Source organism: Pseudoalteromonas sp. SR45-6 (assembly GCF_014163545.1).
Taxonomy (GTDB): Bacteria; Pseudomonadota; Gammaproteobacteria; order Enterobacterales; family Alteromonadaceae; genus Pseudoalteromonas; species Pseudoalteromonas rhizosphaerae.
The window spans coordinates 1-19,145 of record NZ_JACJDM010000007.1; the positions used below are offsets into that span (position 1 = coordinate 1).

At 40.5% G+C, this 19,145-nt stretch carries 18 protein-coding genes and 1 tRNA gene; 5 read left to right on the forward strand and 14 right to left on the reverse strand.

All coding sequences use genetic code 11. The features are described 5' to 3' along the window. The 7 genes from H5158_RS05050 to H5158_RS05080 form a co-directional block, all read right to left on the reverse strand. Positions 1-601 (reverse strand): FKBP-type peptidyl-prolyl cis-trans isomerase (locus H5158_RS05050; RefSeq protein WP_182739600.1); only part of this gene is annotated, 601 nt, incomplete at its 3' end. 104 nt (positions 602-705) lie between these two features. Continuing rightward, the gene (locus tag H5158_RS05055) at positions 706-1,092 is read right to left on the reverse strand and encodes a hypothetical protein (protein ID WP_182717446.1); all 387 of its coding nucleotides are present in this window, start codon (positions 1,090-1,092) and stop codon (positions 706-708) included. Between the two features lie 49 nt (positions 1,093-1,141). Beyond that, a tRNA-Ser gene (locus H5158_RS05060) sits at positions 1,142-1,232 on the reverse strand. 101 nt (positions 1,233-1,333) lie between these two features. Further along, positions 1,334-1,711: a hypothetical protein gene (locus tag H5158_RS05065; RefSeq protein ID WP_182717445.1), complete on the reverse strand. Its 378-nt coding sequence runs from the start codon at positions 1,709-1,711 to the stop codon at positions 1,334-1,336. A gap of 202 nt (positions 1,712-1,913) precedes the next feature. Beyond that, the gene (locus tag H5158_RS05070) at positions 1,914-2,462 is read right to left on the reverse strand and encodes an NAD(P)H nitroreductase (RefSeq protein ID WP_182739601.1); all 549 of its coding nucleotides are present in this window, start codon (positions 2,460-2,462) and stop codon (positions 1,914-1,916) included. 114 nt (positions 2,463-2,576) lie between these two features. Further along, positions 2,577-3,254 carry a DoxX family protein gene (locus H5158_RS05075; RefSeq protein WP_149982495.1) on the reverse strand — a complete coding sequence of 226 codons (678 nt, stop codon included), beginning with the start codon at positions 3,252-3,254 and terminating at the stop codon, positions 2,577-2,579. Positions 3,255-3,318: 64 nt separating this feature from the next. Next, positions 3,319-5,280, reverse strand: coding sequence for an FAD-dependent oxidoreductase (locus H5158_RS05080; RefSeq protein WP_182717443.1), 1,962 nt, complete (start codon positions 5,278-5,280; stop codon positions 3,319-3,321). A gap of 218 nt (positions 5,281-5,498) precedes the next feature. On the opposite strand from H5158_RS05080, the gene sppA reads away from it, so the two are divergent. Together sppA and ansA are read left to right on the forward strand one after the other, a co-directional pair. Then, positions 5,499-7,364, forward strand: coding sequence for a signal peptide peptidase SppA (sppA, locus tag H5158_RS05085; protein WP_182739602.1), 1,866 nt, complete (start codon positions 5,499-5,501; stop codon positions 7,362-7,364). Positions 7,365-7,434: 70 nt separating this feature from the next. Continuing rightward, on the forward strand, positions 7,435-8,445 hold the full coding sequence (gene ansA / locus H5158_RS05090) for an asparaginase (protein WP_149982498.1): 1,011 nt from the start codon (positions 7,435-7,437) through the stop codon (positions 8,443-8,445). Between the two features lie 84 nt (positions 8,446-8,529). On the opposite strand, the gene gndA is transcribed toward ansA, so the two are convergent. Then, complete coding sequence (gene gndA, locus H5158_RS05095; protein WP_182739603.1) at positions 8,530-9,903, reverse strand: NADP-dependent phosphogluconate dehydrogenase; 1,374 nt, start codon at positions 9,901-9,903, stop codon at positions 8,530-8,532. Positions 9,904-10,307: 404 nt separating this feature from the next. Between gndA and pyk the strand changes: the two genes are divergently transcribed. Further along, positions 10,308-11,744 (forward strand): pyruvate kinase, encoded by a 1,437-nt coding sequence (pyk, locus tag H5158_RS05100; protein WP_149982500.1) that lies wholly within the window; start codon positions 10,308-10,310, stop codon positions 11,742-11,744. A gap of 104 nt (positions 11,745-11,848) precedes the next feature. Here the strand turns inward: pyk and H5158_RS05105 are convergent, their stop codons facing one another. From H5158_RS05105 to thrS, 6 genes are all read right to left on the reverse strand, one after another. After that, entirely contained in the window at positions 11,849-12,673 is an 825-nt protein-coding gene (locus tag H5158_RS05105; protein ID WP_149982501.1) for a LytTR family DNA-binding domain-containing protein, read from the reverse strand. Further along, positions 12,670-13,743, reverse strand: coding sequence for a sensor histidine kinase (locus tag H5158_RS05110; protein WP_149982502.1), 1,074 nt, complete (start codon positions 13,741-13,743; stop codon positions 12,670-12,672). The genes H5158_RS05105 and H5158_RS05110 overlap by 4 nt, the downstream gene beginning before the upstream one ends. Positions 13,744-13,916: 173 nt before the next feature. Next, the gene (gene rplT, locus H5158_RS05115) at positions 13,917-14,279 is read right to left on the reverse strand and encodes a 50S ribosomal protein L20 (protein ID WP_008110477.1); all 363 of its coding nucleotides are present in this window, start codon (positions 14,277-14,279) and stop codon (positions 13,917-13,919) included. A gap of 15 nt (positions 14,280-14,294) precedes the next feature. Next, positions 14,295-14,495, reverse strand: a complete 201-nt coding sequence (gene rpmI, locus H5158_RS05120) for a 50S ribosomal protein L35 (protein WP_004587840.1) — start codon at positions 14,493-14,495, stop codon at positions 14,295-14,297. A gap of 208 nt (positions 14,496-14,703) precedes the next feature. Continuing rightward, positions 14,704-15,267, reverse strand: coding sequence for a translation initiation factor IF-3 (infC, locus tag H5158_RS05125; RefSeq protein ID WP_145233176.1), 564 nt, complete (start codon positions 15,265-15,267; stop codon positions 14,704-14,706). Between the two features lie 59 nt (positions 15,268-15,326). Next, positions 15,327-17,237 (reverse strand): threonine--tRNA ligase, encoded by a 1,911-nt coding sequence (thrS, locus tag H5158_RS05130; protein WP_145233174.1) that lies wholly within the window; start codon positions 17,235-17,237, stop codon positions 15,327-15,329. Positions 17,238-17,495: 258 nt separating this feature from the next. Between thrS and H5158_RS05135 the strand changes: the two genes are divergently transcribed. Then, entirely contained in the window at positions 17,496-18,509 is a 1,014-nt protein-coding gene (locus H5158_RS05135; RefSeq protein ID WP_182739604.1) for an endonuclease/exonuclease/phosphatase family protein, read from the forward strand. 66 nt (positions 18,510-18,575) lie between these two features. Beyond that, entirely contained in the window at positions 18,576-19,022 is a 447-nt protein-coding gene (locus H5158_RS05140; protein WP_145233170.1) for a DUF3010 family protein, read from the forward strand. Positions 19,023-19,145 lie beyond the last annotated feature (123 nt).

The window sequence follows — 19,145 nt, forward strand, 5'->3', positions numbered from 1 at the left end:
GCTCAACGTCAAATACCAGTGTTGAGAATGGTGCAATTGCAGCACCGGCACCACGTTCTCCATAAGCAAGCTCATGAGGAACATAGATACGCCATTTGGTGCCTTCAGGCATCATTTGTAATGCTTCAGTCCAGCCTTTGATCACGCCACCAACTGGAAACTCAGCAGGTTGACCACGCTCATAAGAGCTGTCAAATACAGTACCGTTGATAAGTGTACCGTGATAATCAACACGCACTGTTGACTCAGCAGTTGGCTTGTTGCCTTCACCTGTTGCTAGTACTTCATATTGAAGACCAGACTCAGTCACTGTGATTTCAGCACGTTTTGCATTTTCTTCTAAGAATGCAATGCCTTCAGCTGCAAGTACTTTCGCCTCTTCTTCACGACGTGCTTGGATTTCAGTGTTGATTTTTTCGAATGCAGCTTGGATCTCAGGGATCTCAACTTGGAAATCGCCGCCCACATACGCATCTTTCATGCCTGCAAATACTGAATTTAAGTTTAAACCTTCGAAAGGGTTAGCTTTAAGTTGCTCACCCATCTGTAGGCCAATACCGTAACTTGCTTTTTCAGCATCTGTAGTAAAATTATCTGACATAATATGTTTCACGTTTTGTTTATACCAAGCTTAATAACGCTGGTATCAGTTAAAAGACGCGCCTATGCTATCATAAAAAAAAGCCCTTTTGGGCTTCTTTAGAGCTAGTTTTTAGTGAGTTTTCGCTTTATTAATCGCACAGCAAAAGTCAAGATTGGCAAGCTGATTAAAATACCAGCAAGTAATGGACGACTCAGTAATGCCTGCGTACCAACTAATAACACCGGCACGACTAATAAACCGATACAACCAATAAATATTGCCGCAATTTCTGGCCAGTATTTATCATATTTAGTAATTAAATGCCCAGCTAATAGATTAAAGCCTAGGCAGTAAAGCATAGCTGTGAGCAATACATGCTCTGGTTGTGCATCCATCGCCATTTTAACGAGTAAGTTAATAGCACTGTGATAACAGTAGCCAAACACCGACCATAACAGTATGTGTTTTAGCACCCGTTGTGTGGTGTTTAATTGATTTTGCTGTGACATCTTAAACTCCAGATAGCAAAAAGCCGCCCATAAGGCGGCTTTTTAAATATGGTGGAGAGATAGGGATTTGAACCCTAGAGGGGCTATAAACCCCTGCCGGTTTTCAAGACCGGTGCATTCGACCACTCTGCCATCTCTCCGTACGGCGCGGATAATAGGGGTTAGCCGCCTTGTTGTAAAGCCCTAAAAGTAAAAAAGTTCAAATTAATCGTTACAATTACTCGAAGCGCTTAAAAATACATCAATAATACTGTTTTGGACGTTTCGCGACCCACGAACACAGTAAGCAGACTAATAAGCTAAAAGTTACAAAACTTAAGCTCTGAAAGATTAAATCAAAGCGGTTTAGATCATCACTTGGTACAAGCACCAATACAAAAGCGGGTAAAATACTCACAAACAACACGTAACAACACACTTTAAACGCTCTACCAAAATCAAATCGTCTTGTGTGTTGCATCCACCACGCTAAGATAACCACAATAGCAGTTGATGAGATCGCGATTAAATGAGGAGTCTGTGTACTAAATGCTGTGTAAAGAGTGATAGCCGCACCAACAAAGCCCCATAAGGACCACGTTAACCATTTTTCTTTTTCACGTAAAAATAAATTTCCCATTATCCTCGTCTTCTTGTTGTTATTCTAATTAAGACACTCCATACATTAACAAACTGCAGAAAAATAACAAACCATTGTATTGAGGGTTATTGCATCCAAGCGCTTCAGACAGCCAAGCTACCTAAAGATAATAACAAAGGTAGCCTTAATGCACTCTGACTGAAATAACACGACAAAGTTCCAATTAATTACGTTTTGGCAACTATAAGTTTGTGAAAAAGTGTTCTGGGCTATGACGAACAGTCTTTTTACAGTCCACTTCTGGAGTGCCTAAATACAGGTAACCGACAATCTCATCTTCATTATCAAGCTTTAACGCCGCTTTTACCGCCTCACTTTGCGCAAAGTAACCAGTACGCCAGACACCACCAAGTCCCTGCGCAAAAGCTGCTTGTTGCATAGCTAACACAGCACAACCAGCACTTTGTACTTGTTCGATACGCGGTACTTTTGGGTGCGCTTGATATTTGGCAATGGCAATGATTATCATCGGTGCACGCAGCGGTAACTCTTTGGCACGATTAATTACTTTTTCATCTTGTTGTTCTGCAACTGCACTTTGATAATAAATTTCGCCGAGTCGTTCTCGCGCATCTTCTGCAACAACAATAAATTGCCAAGGCGCAAGGCAACCATGATCAGGCACACGAAGCGCTGCTTGTTTAATAATATCAAGTTGACTGTTGTTTGGGGCAGGTGCAATCAGTCGAGGATCTGACTGACGAGTCAATAAAAGCTCAATAGCGTCCATAGCGATTCTCTAATTAAAAAAGAAACTAGCATAGCATTGATAGGGATTGCTGAGAAAGTTTGAAAGTTAGAAAGTTTGCGACGGGCGTCGCAAACTGACAGGTAGAGATTTAGATTATTCGAATCTTTTCCGTAACCAGTGATCAAGGCTAACAAAACGCCCACCGCCGGTAAAAAATAAACTCAATAACATCGCAAAATAAATTGCTGAAAACTCAATGCCATTATTCAAAATCGACGGTTTACCCTTTTCATAAAGGTAATCTGGGAAACCATGTTCTTGTACAAGTCCTCGAATTTTCTCAATACGTTCTTTTACTTCACGAGAATTATCTAAACTTTCTTTTGCACCGGGGATCGCCAACCAATCAAGTACTTGTGCAGCACTGGTATCTGGATCTGTCGGCGCAATCGCAAACCAGCCATTGTGCCAATGTACAGAGGTTGCGGCAACGACCATAGTAAACATCAGCGGTATGCTAACCAGACGGGTTAATAAACCAACTAAGAGCAGCCAGCCACCGAGAAATTCACTCCAGCCAGCTAAAAAAGCCAGTAAATCAGGAAAAGGTAAGCCTAAGCCCCAGTCTGGGTTACCAAACCAAGCAACAACATCTGGAGAAGCTAAAAAGAATTCAAAAAACCCATTACCATTACCACTGATATTTAGCTTGTTATAACCTGCGATGATCATAACTGGCGCCAGTATCAGTCTAAATAGTAAAGCAGGGATACCATCAAAAATGGCTATTTTTTGGAGGGAAGTTTTATATAGTGTGATCAATGTATTCATCGTAGCAGTCTAGTCTTTTGTAATGTATTAAACAAAGACCGCTACGATTAAAAGTTTATTTCAGTTAAATTTTACGCGCGACCTGAAGCGCTTCATAAATAGCTCGTTTTGCATCAATTGCTGATGCTAATTTGGCCCCGCCAATTACATGTACTTTAGGATTATCGATTAACCCCGACATTAATTCGTTATTAGAGACTTGCCCGATACAAGCGATCACTGTATCAACAGGTAGCACCTGCTCCTCTCCTGCCACAGTAATTTTTAGACCTTGCTTATCAAAATGATGATACTGACAATCAGCGATCTGTTTTACACCATGTTGCTTTGCAACTTGACGATGTATCCAGCCCGTTGTTTTACCAAGCTCACTGCCAAAACGCCCGGCGCTGCGTTTTAGCATAAACAATTGACGATTATCTTTATCTGGACTTGGCTGACATTCAATTCCCCACTGCGATTTAAAATCAGCAATACTTTGATCTTTATGTTCACTTAAAAAAGCAACCATATCAAAGCCAATGCCGCCGGCACCTAAAATTGCAATAGATTGCCCTAATTCAACTTCGCCTCGAATAACTTCATCGTATGAAAAAACACGTTTATTATCCGCGCAGGTAAAGTTTGCCTCACGCGGGCGCACACCCGTTGCAAACACCACGTCATCGTATTGCTCAAGCATTTTATCGGTAAAAGGAGTATTGAGTGTTACCGTGACCTTCAGACGTTCAAGTTCATTAATAAAATAACGCAAGGTATGATTGAAATCTTCTTTACCAGGAATTCGCATCGCTAAATTAAATTGGCCGCCCATATCTGTATTTTTATCAATCAGCGTTACCGTATGGCCTTTTTGCGCTAAGTAACAACTGGCAGATAAGCCCGCAGGCCCAGCACCTACAACCAACACATTTTTAGCCTTGTTGGTCAGCTCAAGAGGATAATCTAGCTCAAACCCCGCTTGAGGATTCACTAAGCATGTTGCTCGTTTACCTTTAAATACATGATCTAAACAGCCCTGATTACAGCCGATACAAATATTAATGTGTTTACTTTGTTGTGCTTGGTATTTATTAAAAAATTCTGGATCGGCTAATAGTGGTCGTGCCATCGAAATCAGATCGGCATCCCCTGCAGTTAAAATTTCATTGGCAATCTCGGGGGTATTAATACGATTTACAGCAATGACAGGAACCGATACCACTTCTTTTAAACGTTTTGAAGCTTCTTTAAATGCACCTGCTGGCACCATACTCGCAATAGTAGGTACTCGTGCTTCATGCCAGCCTATGCCAGTATTTAAAATATCAACTCCAGCCTGCTCTAATGCTTTGGCCTGGATCGTAACCTCTTCAGGTGTTGACCCATTCGGAATTAAATCCATCACCGATAATCGAAAGATAATTAAAAATTCTTTATTTACTTTGGCACGTACAGCTTTGACTATCTCTAACGCTAAACGCATACGGTTTTCTAAACTTCCACCGTATTCATCTGAGCGTTTATTGGTATGCGGTGCCATAAACTCATTAATCAAATAACCTTCTGAGCCCATCACTTCAACGCCATCGTAGCCTGCCTTTTGTGCTAAATAGGCGGAATGAGCAAAGTCTTTGATGGTTTTTTTTATTGCACTGAGCGACATTGCTTTGGGTTGATATGGGTTAATAGGTGCTTTAATTGCACTTGGTGCTTGATTAAATGGATGATACGCATAACGTCCAGCATGTAATAATTGTAAGCAAATCTTACCGCCGTGTTGATGGACAACATCAGTGTATGCACGGTGCTTAAACACATCATAATAGCTATTAAAAGACGATGAGATTGGGGTTAATTTGCCACGCAAATTAGGACTGTAGCCCCCCGTAATGAGCATCGCAGTACCACCTTTAGCGCGCGCTTCATAAAAAGCACGCAGTCGTTTTCGGTTATGCCATCCCTCTTCAAGCCCCGTGTGCATTGAGCCCATTACCAAACGGTTACGTAGCTGTGTGTGTTTCAATTGTAATTGTTGTTCTAACATCCTCTGCCCCAATGAACTGGTCTAACCTCTATACATTAGCCAATTTTGCTCGATTGGCAAGCAATAAGCAACAAAAGCGATAAATTAGTTAATATGTTCACATTCTCACGGTTAAAACCTCGCTCATAAATACTTAGTTACGATTTAACAGTTAAATTAATTTTTATTCTGGGCTAAGATGGTGACAGATATAAGTTGTACCAGACTAAGGATTTATTTTGATTGCAAAGCTATTTAAAGGACTGTGGGCAGGAATTAACTTTTCTCGTCGTTTAGTCCTCAATTTTTTATTTGTGTTACTCGTTATTCTTTTCATTGTTTCAATCGCAAGCGATGACAATGAAATCAATGTTGCTAACACATCGGTGCTCAGGCTAAACCTCAATGGTCCAATCGTAGAAGAAAAAGTTTACGTTGATCCAATTGAAGCTGCCATCAATGATGCAACACAGGGCAACGACGAGCCGGCTGAAATTTTACTTGATGATATTATCGAAGTAATTGATCAAGCCACTGAAGATAAACGCATTAGTGTGATTTTGCTGGATTTACAAAAAATGCCTAACGCGCATTTAAATAAATTAAAACAAATCACTCAAGCGTTAGAGCGGTTTAAAGCGAGCGGCAAAAAAGTAATTGCCTCTGGTTATTATTACTCACAAGCACAATATTACATTGCTGCGCACGCTGATGAAATATCGATGCACCCTTATGGCGGTGTAGAGATCCAAGGCTTTGGCATGTACCCATTGTATTTTAAAGATGCGCTTGAAAAACTCGGTATCACTCAGCATATTTTCCGTGTTGGTACATTTAAATCGGCTGTGGAACCGTTTATTCGTAACGATATGTCAGATGCAGCAAAAGAAGCTAATAATGTATGGCTAGGTGCATTGTGGAAAGAATACAAACAAGACGTTGCCGCTGTGCGCCCATTTGATGAAGCAAACTTTGATGAAACAATGGACGTTTTTCTGGCTAAAATGCAAGCAGTTAATGGCGATTCAGGTAAATATGCCCTTGAACATCAATGGGTTGATTCTTTAAAAACCAATCAACAAATGCGTCAACAATTAATTGCCTTAGTAGGCACTGAAGAAACGGGCAAAACCTTCAACCAAGTATCATTTAAAGAATATCTCTCATTGGTTAAACCGCCGATTGAGTTTGATAACCCAATGACAGAAAAAGTCGCCGTTGTGGTTGCACGCGGTACTATCTCTGACGGCGAACGTAAAGCCGGTGAAATTGGTGGTGACTCTACAGCGGCTTTACTACGTAAAGCACGCTTAGATGATAAAGTAAAAGCGGTTGTACTGCGTATTGATTCTGGCGGTGGCAGTATGTTTGCCTCTGAAGTTATTCGTGCTGAAGTGCTTGCTCTTAAAGCAGCTGGTAAACCAGTGGTTGCTTCAATGAGCTCAGTAGCAGCTTCTGGCGGCTACTGGATTGCCTCTGCTGCCAACGAAATTTGGGCAGCGCCGAGCACAATTACCGGCTCAATTGGTGTATTTGGTAACTTTATGACCTTTGAAAACACCATGGCTAAATTAGGTGTTTATTCAGATGGCGTTGCCACAACTGAAATGGCTGGTCTATCAATCGCTCGCCCGCTTAATGAAAAAATGGCACAGGTTATTCAACTAAGTGTAGAAGATGCTTATCAACGCTTCTTAGAGGTTGTTGGTGAAGCACGAAATATGACCCCTGAGCAAGTTGACTCTATTGCACAAGGCCGTGTTTGGATTGCAAGTCAAGCGCAAGAGCTTGGCTTAGTTGACAAATTAGGCAATAAGCAAGACGCTATCAAAGCGGCAGCTGAACTGGCTAAGCTTGATTTTTATGAAGTTAAAACCATTAAGCAGAGTCTATCGGCGGAAGAGAAATTAATGCAGGATATTTTTGGAAATGCATCGATTAGATCGCTAATTGGCTCACAAAGTACGCTACAAAACGCACTCTCAAACCAAGCATCTATCAATGGTTTAGTTAAGCAATTAACAACTGAGGTTGAAGGTCTAAAAGATTACAACGATCCGCAAGGCATTTATGCCCGCTGCTTAGTGTGTAATATTTCGCAATAAATAGTGTATAGGCTGTAATCGCAGCAACTAACCGTTATACTAAGCCCAGTTTTTTTACTGGGCTTTTTTTATGAAACGTAAACGTATTTATATCGCATATACTGGCGGTACGATTGGGATGAAAAAATCGAGTCGAGGCTATATTCCCGCTGAAGGTTTTTTAACACAAACCGTAGAAAACAATGCCGAATTTAATCGTGATGAAATGCCCTTATTCGATATTCACGAGTATTGCCCGCTGATTGACTCATCAGACATGTCCCCTGCTCATTGGCAACTAATCGCAGATGATATTAAAAGTAAATACCAAGATTATGATGGCTTTGTCGTGCTTCATGGCACAGATACCATGGCGTATACCGCATCTGCTTTGTCCTTTATGTTTGAAAACTTAACAAAGCCAGTGATAGTGACAGGCTCGCAAATTCCACTGTCGCAATTGCGCTCTGATGGCCAAGTAAATTTACTTAATGCGATGTATTTAGCGGCTAATTATCCGATTGCTGAGGTTAGTTTATTTTTTAATAATCAATTATTTCGCGGCAATCGTGCGACTAAAGCGCATGCCGATGGCTTTGATGCCTTTGCATCCCCTAACCTAGATCCATTAGCACTATCAGGTATTAATATTCAATTATTAAAAGGCCAGTTAAGCCCGTATGTTGAAAATGAGCTACAAGTCACCAACATCACGCCGCAACCTATTGGTGTTTTATACTTGTATCCAGGGATCAGTCATGCTGTAGTTAAAAGTCTGGTAAACGACAATATCAAAGCCCTCGTATTATTGAGCTTTGGTGTGGGCAATGCGCCACAAGATCCAGACTTTTTAGAGATCCTCTCCAGCGCAAGTAAGCGCGGAATGGTTATCGTCAATTTAACCCAGTGCTTAAAAGGGCATGTAAATATGGGCGGCTATGCAACTGGTAACGCATTACTTAACATTGGTGTGATCAGCGGTTACGATATGACCTTAGAGGCATGCTTAACTAAATTACATTACTTATTTAGCCAAAAGCTTGAAATTGAAACTATTCGCCATTTAATGCAAGACAACTTACGTGGTGAGTTAAGTAGATAAGCTGAGCGCTTTATAATAAAACTATTTTTTAAATTAAAAAGGCACGCTAATTAGCGTGCCTTTCATTTAAACCTATTGGTCTAATTAACGTACTTTCGCGTCAATCTCTACTAAATCAGTTAAATGACATACCTCACCACTATGAGTTTTAATGCCATGCTCACCAAAATAATCTCGCTGTGCTTGTACGAGATGACCATTGCTTGGTGTCGTCAACGTCGCAAAATACGTTTGCGTTGAGCTAAGTACCGGAAATGCTAATCCAGTCATCATTGCTTGACCTGCTATCTTACGCAGCGCTAATGACTCTTTTTCTAAAGTGTCGATAAACTCAACACCTTCAGCGATGTTATCTAAGTAATCAGCACGGATAATACAACCAGCACGCCACGTTTGCAGTGTTTTAGATAAATCGACTTTCCATTGATGTGCACGTGATGCACCTTTGATCAGCGCAAGGCCTTGACGATAAGCCAGTAAACTTGCAAACAAGAAGGCATCTTTAAGTTCATCTAAATCTAATTCAACCTGTGAAGTTGATTTAGCTGCATAGGTCATTTCTTTCGCTGCATGTGTGTCACCAGTATTGGTTAAGTGACGCGCTTGCACAGCTGCAACCAATGAAGGAACGGCTATACCCAGTTCTAATGCATTTTGTGCCGTCCACAAACCCGTGCCTTTCGCGCCAACTTTATTATCAATCAAATCAACTAACGCTTCACCCGCATCGGTTTCTAACGATAAAATATGACTTGAGATAGATAATAAATAGCTATTGAGTGTGCCTTCAGACCATTGATTAAAAATCTCTGCAACTTCATGTGGAGTGCGGTTAGTGCCTAAGCGTAATAATTGATACATTTCTGCGATTAGTTGCATCAATGCATATTCAATTCCGTTGTGCACCATTTTTACAAAGTGACCACTGGCTGATTGACCAACACGGGCAAAACACGATTCACCTTTGTAGCTTGCTGCTACTTTTTCAAACCATGGCTCAACGCGTTCCCAGCCGCCTTCTGAACCACTTGCCATCATCGCAGGACCATGACGCGCGCCTTCGGCACCGCCAGAAATACCCATAGTGGCAAATTCAAATTTATTTTGATATTTAAGTTTACGAGTAATACCGTCTTTATAATTACTATTGCCACAATCGACGATAATATCGTCACAATCAACGCCTGCATCAACTAAATCGCTGCAAACTGTATCGACTAACTCACCCGCTGGCACTAATAACAAAATTGAGCGAGGCGGCGTTAACCGTTTTACCATATCACCTAAATCAGACACAATGTGCAGACGATCTGCCATGCCTTGTAATTTAGCACAGCTTAATAGCTCTTCGCCCGCGTCTGGGTTTTTATCATAAGCTACTAGCGTCATCCCTTGTTCAATCAAGTTGAGAGCAAGATTTTTACCCATAACGCCTAACCCTACTAATGCAACTTGCATTTAGTGTCCTCCTCGGTAACAACTATTGGTTAGTAAATGAAATAATACCGCGCGCATTATATACCCAAGCCACTTAAAAATGCGAGCCTAGACAACAGATACAACGCTTTGCGCAAGACAAACACGCAAGATACAGTGATTATATCAAACAACCGTTGCCTCGGGGCGATAAATTTTCCTGATATGGATTTCTGAGTCGAGCATTGACGAGACCTGACACCGGTGTCATAATGTGGTCATAATTTTTTTGTATAAAATAATGACAGCTTTACACGTTACCTTGATGTCAACGCGCTATTTGCTGTCAGTAAAAACTGTATTATGCGTGTCAGTTAAACTAACACCTATAAATAACGAAAAACCGTCAACCTGCTTACAACATCGTAAGCCTACAGGAGAATTTGATGCTTAGACGCACAAAAATAGTCGCGACCCTTGGACCTGCAACCGATCGAGATAACAACTTAGAAAAAATAATCCGTGCTGGTGCAAACGTAGTGCGTTTGAATTTCTCACACGGCATTGCACAAGATCACAAAGACCGTGCCCAAGCTGTGCGTGACATTGCCAAAAAACTAGGCAAGCACATTGCTATTTTAGCCGATCTACAAGGCCCAAAAATTCGTGTATCGACATTTAAAGATGGCAAAGTAACGCTATCTGTTGGTGCAAAATTTATTCTTGATGCAAAAATGGAAAAAGGCCTAGGCGATATCAACGCTGTAGGTATTGATTATAAAGAATTACCACAAGATGTTGCCCCTGGTGACTTACTACTTTTAAACGATGGTTTAATTCAATTAACAGTAGTAAATGTTGAAGGTCATTTAGTGCATACCACAGTAACTGTTGGTGGCGTGTTATCTAACAATAAAGGCATCAACCGCTTAGGTGGTGGTTTAACTGCTCCAGCCTTCACTGATAAAGATAAAGAAGATTTATTAACTGCAGCAGAAATTGATGTTGATTATATCGCAGTATCGTTCCCACGCAGTGGCGACGATATGCGTTATGTGCGTTCACTAGCTGAAGCTGCAGGCTCTAAAGCACAGCTTTTAGCTAAAATTGAGCGTGCTGAAGCCGTTGAAACGGTAGAAGCAGTTGATGATATTATTCTTGCTTCAGATGCGGTGATGGTTGCTCGTGGTGACTTAGGTGTTGAAATTGGTGATGCTGCCTTAATGGGTAAACAAAAACTCATTATCCGTCGTGCTCGCTCACTTAACCGTACCGTGATCACAGCAACACAAATGATGGAATCAATGATCGATAACCCAATGCCAACCCGTGCAGAAGTTATGGATGTTGCCAACGCAGTCCTTGATGGCACTGATGCGGTAATGCTTTCAGCTGAAACAGCGGCAGGCGATTACCCAGAAGAAACCGTGGCAACCATGGCGCGCGTTTGTTTAGGGGCAGAATCACAAAAAGAAACTCACGTTTCTAAACATCGCTTAGACAGCCGTTTCTCTTCTAATGCAGAATCAATTGCATTGTCAGCTATGTATGCGGCAAACCATTTAGATTCAGTAAAAGCGATTATTACTTTAACTGAATCAGGTAGCACAGCAAAATTGATGTCACGTATCAGCTCTGGCTTACCTATTTATTCATTGTCTCGTCATGCCAGTACGCTTGGTCAAACAGCATTATATCGTGGTGTTTACCCGGTATTCTTTGACTCAACACAATGTGAAAAAGATAACATGGTAAAAGATGCCCTTAACACACTTGTGAATGCGGGTTCATTACAATCTGGCGATACTGTGATCATTACTCATGGTGATGCTATGGAAACGATTGGTGCAACCAACACTATGAAAATTGTTACTGTTGCTTAATTAACGCAGTTATAAAAAAACGCGAGCCAAGGCTCGCGTTTTTTATTTAAAACACATGGTTTAATTTACTTCGTTATATAACAGCTATTGAGCCCGTTTCTAAGTTAACTTGCTAACGCAGCTTTTACTTTATCGCGATAACTACGACTTACTTTTAATTCTTGTCCGTTATCAAGCACTAATAAATACTCACCACTTACCTGAGTTACAAGCTTGCTAATTTGTTTAGTATTTACAATCGCACTGCGATGGACACGTACAAATAGCTGAGGATCAAGTTCCTGTTCTAGTTCTTTCATAGTTTTTCGTAAAATATGCGTTTGACCATCTTGGCAATGTAAACACATATAGTCACCAGCGGCATCAACCCATTGAATTGTCGCTACAGGTACACGGATTATTTCACCCTGCTCTTTCACCGCTAAAGATTCTGGGTAACGGCGATCTGTTAATGTATCGCCAGTTGCCAGTTTTTTCAAAATCTCTTCACAATTATTACCAGTAATTCCAGCTACAAAACTCGCCAATTTCTTTTTATGGGCGTTGTCTTGTTGCGTCTTCAAGTAGGTATGCACTTTTTCTACCGCCTGTTTTAGTCTGTTGTCGTCGACTGGTTTAAGGATATAATCTAAAGCATGGATCTCAAATGCTTTGACTGCGAACTGATCAAATGCGGTTACGAATACAATAGCTGGTAACGCTCTGACACTTTCACTGAGTGCTCTGGCAACCTCAAATCCATTCATTCCAGGCATTTGAATATCTAAAAAAACTAAATCTATTTTCCCTGCTTGGCATGCATCGATTGCCTCTTGGCCAGAGCTACATAATTTAATGACTTCGATATCATCAAACTCCTCTAGCCTTACAGCTAAGCCTCTACGGGCTAATGGTTCATCATCGACAATCAGGGTCTTAATCTTGCTCATTTCTTCACAGCCTTCTCAAACGGAACGCGCAGATTCACTTTCAATCCACTTGGCGTATTATGTGATAACACAAACGAATAGTTATTTTCATACAAAGTTTTCAGGCGGTCTTTCGTATTTGCCACCCCTACCCCTTGTGAATTAACTAATTGGCCATTAAGTAATTCAGTACCAGGGCCATTATCGCCTACTTCCAGTAATAGTTCATTAGCAAAAACTTGTGCTTTAATATCAATCACCCCACCTTCGATCAGATGAGCTATCGCATATTTAATCGCATTTTCGATGATCGGTTGCAATATTAAACTCGGCACTAATGCATTTTTTGCTTCATCACTGATTTGCACATTCACTTGCAACCGTTCATCAAAGCGTACTCGCTCTATTTCAAGATAAAGCATCAGTGCATGCAACTCTTGTTCAAGTGGGACTTTCTTTATCGGATCGGTATTGAGTGTATAACGTAAAAAGTCGCTCAATTTCGACACCATTAAATTAGCATCTTTATTCTCTTTTACCAAAATCAATGTAGATATAGCATTAAGAGTATTAAACAAAAAATGAGGATTTAATTGATAACGTAGCATCTTCAGTTGTGCTTCATGCGCCATCGTAGTAGCTTTTAGGGCTTTTTGGCGCTCACTTTGCAGTAGTTGATAATATTTAATGCCAAAGTACAAACCACTCCAACAAAGAATAATATAAACCGAATCTAAGCCTTGTTGTAGATAGTAAAACCACTCTGTAGGACGATAGCCATGGCGATAAATCTCCCATAAATTGAACTTTTGTATTACCGCCCATAAAGTACCTGTAATGTACGAAGCGCCAAACACTACTAACATTAAAACCCAAGGAGATGCATTCCAGGCTTTGCGATACATATAACGCAATGGCACAGTCATTAAACAGCCGGCGTAAGCATTGAGTACGATCACAAATACATAAATATCGCGCATCTCAAAGACTTTAGAACCAATGTAGTTAACAAGTGCATAACCGACCCAACCCGCAATCTGTAATACCCAGAAAAAGCGTTGACGGTTATCAACTAAGGATTGCCAATTCAAAATAGTTAATTACCTCATTTATTTGTAATTATTATATAGCGTTAGCGCGGTTGGGATCACTACCGACTATCTCGCTTTTCACGAGCCTTACCGCAAATAACTGTTGGTGAAAACTTTATTTTAGCCACAAAAAAAGGAGCCATAGGCTCCTTTTTAATACTTATTTTAAAAACTTAAGCTGCCGCTAGGCCTTCTTTAGCTTTTGCAACAAGCGCTGCGAATGCAACTTGGTCATAAACAGCGATATCTGCAAGGATCTTACGATCGATTTCTACAGATGTCTTTTTAAGACCATTGATAAAACGGCTGTAAGACAGACCATTTTGACGTGAAGCAGCATTGATACGTGCAATCCATAATTGACGGAAAGTACGTTTCTTCGCACGACGGTCACGGTAAGCGTATTGACCCGCTTTAGTAACAGCCTGGAAAGCTACGCGGTAAACACGTGAACGTGCTCCGTAGTAACCTTTTGCTTGTTTTAAAACTTTTTTGTGACGTGCACGTGCGACAACGCCGCGTTTAACTCTTGCCATTTCTAAAAACCCCTATTAAGCGAATGGTAACATACGTGAAACTAGACCATGGTCGTTCTTATGAACCATCATCTTAGGACGTAGGTGTAACTTACGCTTAGAAGTTTTCTTAGTCAGAATGTGACGAAGATGCGCTTGTTTACGCTTGAAACCGCCAGAAGCAGTCTTTTTGAAACGCTTAGCCGCGCCTCTGTGACTTTTTAGCTTATAAGCCATTGCAATAACTCCAAATGTATTGCTTTAAAATTAGTGAGCAGGCGTGAGATATATTGCTATAGCTCCACTTTTAGGCCTAACTTACTGCCATATTCCGGTGAAAACCCAACATAAATGCTGCAGTTTTACTTTATTACCGGTTAGCACAGGTGAATATTTGCATATTACTTGGTGACCTGAGCTAAATTCGCTGCGTATCTTAGCTTGTTTATTGCTTTTTAGCAACAGGCGCCATCATCATAACCATTTGGCGACCTTCAACACGATTAGGGAAAGACTCAACAACTGCAAGCTCTTCCAAATCGCCTTTGATACGGTTTAATAATTCTATACCAATTTCTTGGTGGGCCATTTCACGACCACGGAAGCGGATGGTAATCTTAGCTTTATCGCCACCTTCTAAGAACTTACGTAAGTTGCGAAGCTTAACCTGATAATCACCTTCATCCGTACCAGGACGGAATTTGATTTCTTTTATCTGGATTTGCTTTTGCTTCTTCTTCTGCTCTTTTAGTTCTTTGCTTTTTTCAAAGATGAACTTACCGTAGTCCATGATTCTACAAACAGGCGGCTCAGCATTTGGGCTAATCTCTACTAGATCAACACCAGCGGCATCAGCCATAGTTTGCGCGTCTTTTAATGACTGAATTCCAGCTTGCTCGCCTTCAATGTCAATTAAGCGAACTTCTTGAGCTGTAATTTCTTCGTTAATACGATTTTTTTGGGCTGTTTGTTGCCCTTTCTTGCCGCCTCTAATAGTACGTTCCTCCAAGAATATCAAATAATAAGCGTGTAGTTAGCAATTAAATGTATGCCCTACACGCAGAGTTTTTATAGTCGATTTTTAATTTCTTCGCTAATTTTAGCGACAAATTCATCAACATTAAATTTGCCCAAGTCTTCACCTGTGCGGGTACGTACTGCTACTTCTTGTTGTTCAACTTCTTTATCACCAACAACAAGTAAATAGGGGATACGTTTTAATGTATGTTCACGGATTTTAAAGCCAATCTTCTCATTTCTCAAGTCAGCAGCTGCTCTAATTCCAAGTTTATTTAATTTTTGTACAATTTCCTGCACATAAGCTGCTTGTTTATCAGTGATATTCATAATCACTACTTGCTTTGGTGCAAGCCAAGTCGGGAATAAGCCCGCGTACTCTTCTGTAAGAATACCGATAAAGCGCTCGATAGAGCCCAATATTGCACGGTGGATCATTACAGGTGTACGACGTTCGTTGTTTTCAGCAACATAAGTTGCCCCTAAACGCCCTGGTAATGCAAAATCTAGTTGCACTGTACCACACTGCCACGCTCTGTCTAAGCAATCGTACAAAGTAAATTCAATTTTTGGACCGTAGAAAGCACCTTCACCCGGTAAATAATCAAATTCGATGTTATTTGCTTTCAGGGCATCAGCTAATGCAAGCTCTGCTTTGTCCCACATATGATCTTCGCCAATACGCTGTTCAGGGCGTGTTGACAGCTTAACCACAATTTTTTCAAAGCCGAATGTTTCATACGTATCGTAAACCATTTGGATACACGCTGATACTTCGTCCATGATTTGCTCTTCAGTACAGAAGATATGGGCATCATCCTGAGTAAAGCCACGTACGCGCATTAGACCATGAAGTGCGCCTGACGGCTCGTTGCGATGACAACAACCAAATTCAGCCATACGCAGTGGAAGATCACGGTACGATTTTAAACCTTGATTAAAGATCTGTACGTGACCTGGGCAGTTCATTGGTTTGATTGCGTATTCACGCTTTTCAGATTCAGTGGTAAACATTGCTTCTGAATACTTTTCCCAGTGACCTGATTTTTCCCACAAAGAACGATCCATCATCATTGGACCTTTTACTTCTTCGTACTGGTACTCGCGTAACTTTTCACGCACAAACTCTTCAAGTTCACGGTAAATGCTCCACCCATCGTTGTGCCAAAACACCATGCCTGGCGCTTCTTCTTGCCAATGCCATAAATCAAGTGCTTTACCAATACGACGGTGATCACGTTTTTCGGCTTCTTCTAAACGTTGTAAGTAGGCTTTAAGTTGCTTTTTATCGCCCCATGCAGTGCCATAAATACGCTGCAACATTTTATTATCTGAATCGCCACGCCAGTAAGCACCGGCTACTTTCATTATTTTGAAATGTTGGCAAAAACGCATGTTCGGTACATGTGGACCACGACACATATCGATGTATTCTTCGTGGTGATATAATCCTGGACGGTCATCTTTAGCAATGTTTTCGTCAAGGATTTGAATTTTGTACATTTCGCCGCGCGCTGCAAATGCATCACGGGCTTCTTGCCAGCTTACGGTTTTCTTAACCACGTCGTAGTTTGTTTTAGCAAGTTGCAACATGCGCTTTTCAATAGCTTCTAAGTCATCTTGACTTAATGAATGTTCCATATCGATATCATAGTAAAAACCATTATCAATCGTTGGACCAATTGCCATTTTTGCATCAGGAAACAGTTGCTTAACTGCATGACCAATCAAGTGAGCACATGAGTGACGAATTATTTCTAAGCCGTCATCATCTTTTGCGGTGATGATTTCAAGGCGAGAATCGTCAGAAATTAAATCACAGGCATCAACACGAGTGCCATTAACACGACCAGCGATAGTGGCTTTTGCTAAGCCTGGGCCGATATCATTGGCTACATCAAGTGTACTTACAGGGTTTTCAAAACTACGCTGACTGCCGTCAGGAAGAGTAATAACTGGCATTATAAGTCCTTACTACAGTGGTGACGCCTACAATGCATCACATGTATTTATTAAATTAAAATGAATAACTCGACAACGCTTTTACGAATAAGCATTGTTAATTTTAACCGTATTTGGTTAATGTATTTGTTGAGTCTTAGCAAACACAAGCAGTTATTGTCGCGTTTGGAGCCACTAAATACAAGTATTTAGCCAGACAAATTGACAAATAACCCTCGCATTTCATACTTAATTTAATTTCAGCTGTTGGATAACCTAATGACGACGTCTAATCGTATCCGTTTTGCCACTTTAAATTTACTTAATTTTACGGCGCCACCTTATTCTTTTTATCAATTACATGAACGTTACAACGCAACGCAATGGCGGCAAAAACAGCACTTTATCACTGACTTCCTACAGCAAAGTCAAGCAATGGTTGTTGCTTTCCAAGAGGTGTTTAGCCCCAAAGAATTGGCAATTTTGTGTAAAGAGCAAGGCTATGACTATTTTGCTACTGTTGCCAGTCCACGCAGTGATCATCTCTATCCACAGGTATTATTTAACCCTGTGGTGGCGATTGCCGCGAAAATCCCTTTTCAAGCATGCCACGAACTCACCCCTTGCCCAGAACTACTTGAGTACTTAAATAATCAAAATGAATTTAAATTTAATCGCACACCTATTAAATGCAGTTTTGATGTACCTGAATTTGGTGATTTAACCTGCTACGTGGTGCACTTTAAATCACAACGGGTGCATTCAATGGCGCATATTTTAAACATTCATAATCAAGACGATCCCTTATTAAATCTATTACAACAAACCGTTGGCATGATGCAATCGCAAATATCACGCTCACTGGAAGCTTCGATTGTTTATTATGATGCACTAAAAACCCAGCGTGAAAAAAACTGTGCAACATTAGTAATGGGGGATTTTAACGACAATATTGACAGCCCTGCGCTGTCATTCATGACCCAAGGATTTCACCCTACTCGTTGCGAGCCCTGTTTAGAGCTTGAACAACCCATTGTAGGATTAACTGATTCGTTTGAATTAAGCAGTGAATCGGCAAATGGTAAAGTAAAACCAGCAACACATTACTATCAAGGTCGTGGCAATGTGCTTGATTATATTTTGACCTCAGGACACTTTAATACTGATTGTGCATTATCGCGGATAAAATCGTTGCACTATCTAAGCTTTGATAAACACTTAAATCCAAACCAAATTGATGAAGATATCTGCGTAAGCGACCACAGCGGCATTGGGATTGAAATCGGTTTTTAAAATGCACTGTTTTTAAGGCGTTTAATTGATATAATGCTGCCCAAATTAGTTATTTAGAGAATGACAATGAGAACATGCGGTGTAGAAATTACCGGTAGTGACGTACTACTGTGTATTTTAACAAAAGATAACGATGTATTTGATATACGAGATATTCGCCAAACTCGCTTTACCTTAGGTAATGGTAATGACACTGAAGTAATGCGTAAATTCCAATTTGATTTTGCGAAACTTATGCAGGACTATCAAATTGACTCAGTTGCTATTCGTCAACGTGCGCCTAAAGGTAAATTTGCCGGTAGTGCGAACGGTTTCAAAATGGAAACTGCAATTCAATTGATCCCTGAGCTGAGTGTTTATTTATTCAGCACAACCGAGATCAAAGAGCAATTAAAACGTAATCCTATTCCTATTGATTTCGCTGAAACGGGGCTTAAAAAGTACCAAGAAAATGCGTTTGTAAATGCATATGTACATTTAATGAAAAAAACCTACCGCAGCGAAGAACTTTAATTTTCAATTAAAGTTCAATTTATAATCAGATACTACGCTAGTGTGTACTGCAATGTTTTTGTTGTAGCTACAGCTAGCGTTTTTTATTGCCTAATATTTATCATTTTTATTACTACATTGGTC

Bases quoted from the DNA above. Each gene is read 5' to 3' on its own strand.
- H5158_RS05055 (WP_182717446.1), bottom strand. From the start codon at position 1,092: ATGTCACAGCAAAATCAATTAAACACCACACAACGGGTGCTAAAACAC.
- H5158_RS05065 (WP_182717445.1), bottom strand. From the start codon at position 1,711: ATGGGAAATTTATTTTTACGTGAAAAAGAAAAATGGTTAACGTGGTCC.
- H5158_RS05070 (WP_182739601.1), bottom strand. From the start codon at position 2,462: ATGGACGCTATTGAGCTTTTATTGACTCGTCAGTCAGATCCTCGACTG.
- H5158_RS05075 (WP_149982495.1), bottom strand. From the start codon at position 3,254: ATGAATACATTGATCACACTATATAAAACTTCCCTCCAAAAAATAGCC.
- H5158_RS05080 (WP_182717443.1), bottom strand. From the start codon at position 5,280: ATGTTAGAACAACAATTACAATTGAAACACACACAGCTACGTAACCGT.
- ansA (WP_149982498.1), top strand. From the start codon at position 7,435: ATGAAACGTAAACGTATTTATATCGCATATACTGGCGGTACGATTGGG.
- gndA (WP_182739603.1), bottom strand. From the start codon at position 9,903: ATGCAAGTTGCATTAGTAGGGTTAGGCGTTATGGGTAAAAATCTTGCT.
- pyk (WP_149982500.1), top strand. From the start codon at position 10,308: ATGCTTAGACGCACAAAAATAGTCGCGACCCTTGGACCTGCAACCGAT.
- H5158_RS05105 (WP_149982501.1), bottom strand. From the start codon at position 12,673: ATGAGCAAGATTAAGACCCTGATTGTCGATGATGAACCATTAGCCCGT.
- rplT (WP_008110477.1), bottom strand. From the start codon at position 14,279: ATGGCAAGAGTTAAACGCGGCGTTGTCGCACGTGCACGTCACAAAAAA.
- rpmI (WP_004587840.1), bottom strand. From the start codon at position 14,495: ATGGCTTATAAGCTAAAAAGTCACAGAGGCGCGGCTAAGCGTTTCAAA.
- thrS (WP_145233174.1), bottom strand. From the start codon at position 17,237: ATGCCAGTTATTACTCTTCCTGACGGCAGTCAGCGTAGTTTTGAAAAC.
- H5158_RS05135 (WP_182739604.1), top strand. From the start codon at position 17,496: ATGACGACGTCTAATCGTATCCGTTTTGCCACTTTAAATTTACTTAAT.
- H5158_RS05140 (WP_145233170.1), top strand. From the start codon at position 18,576: ATGAGAACATGCGGTGTAGAAATTACCGGTAGTGACGTACTACTGTGT.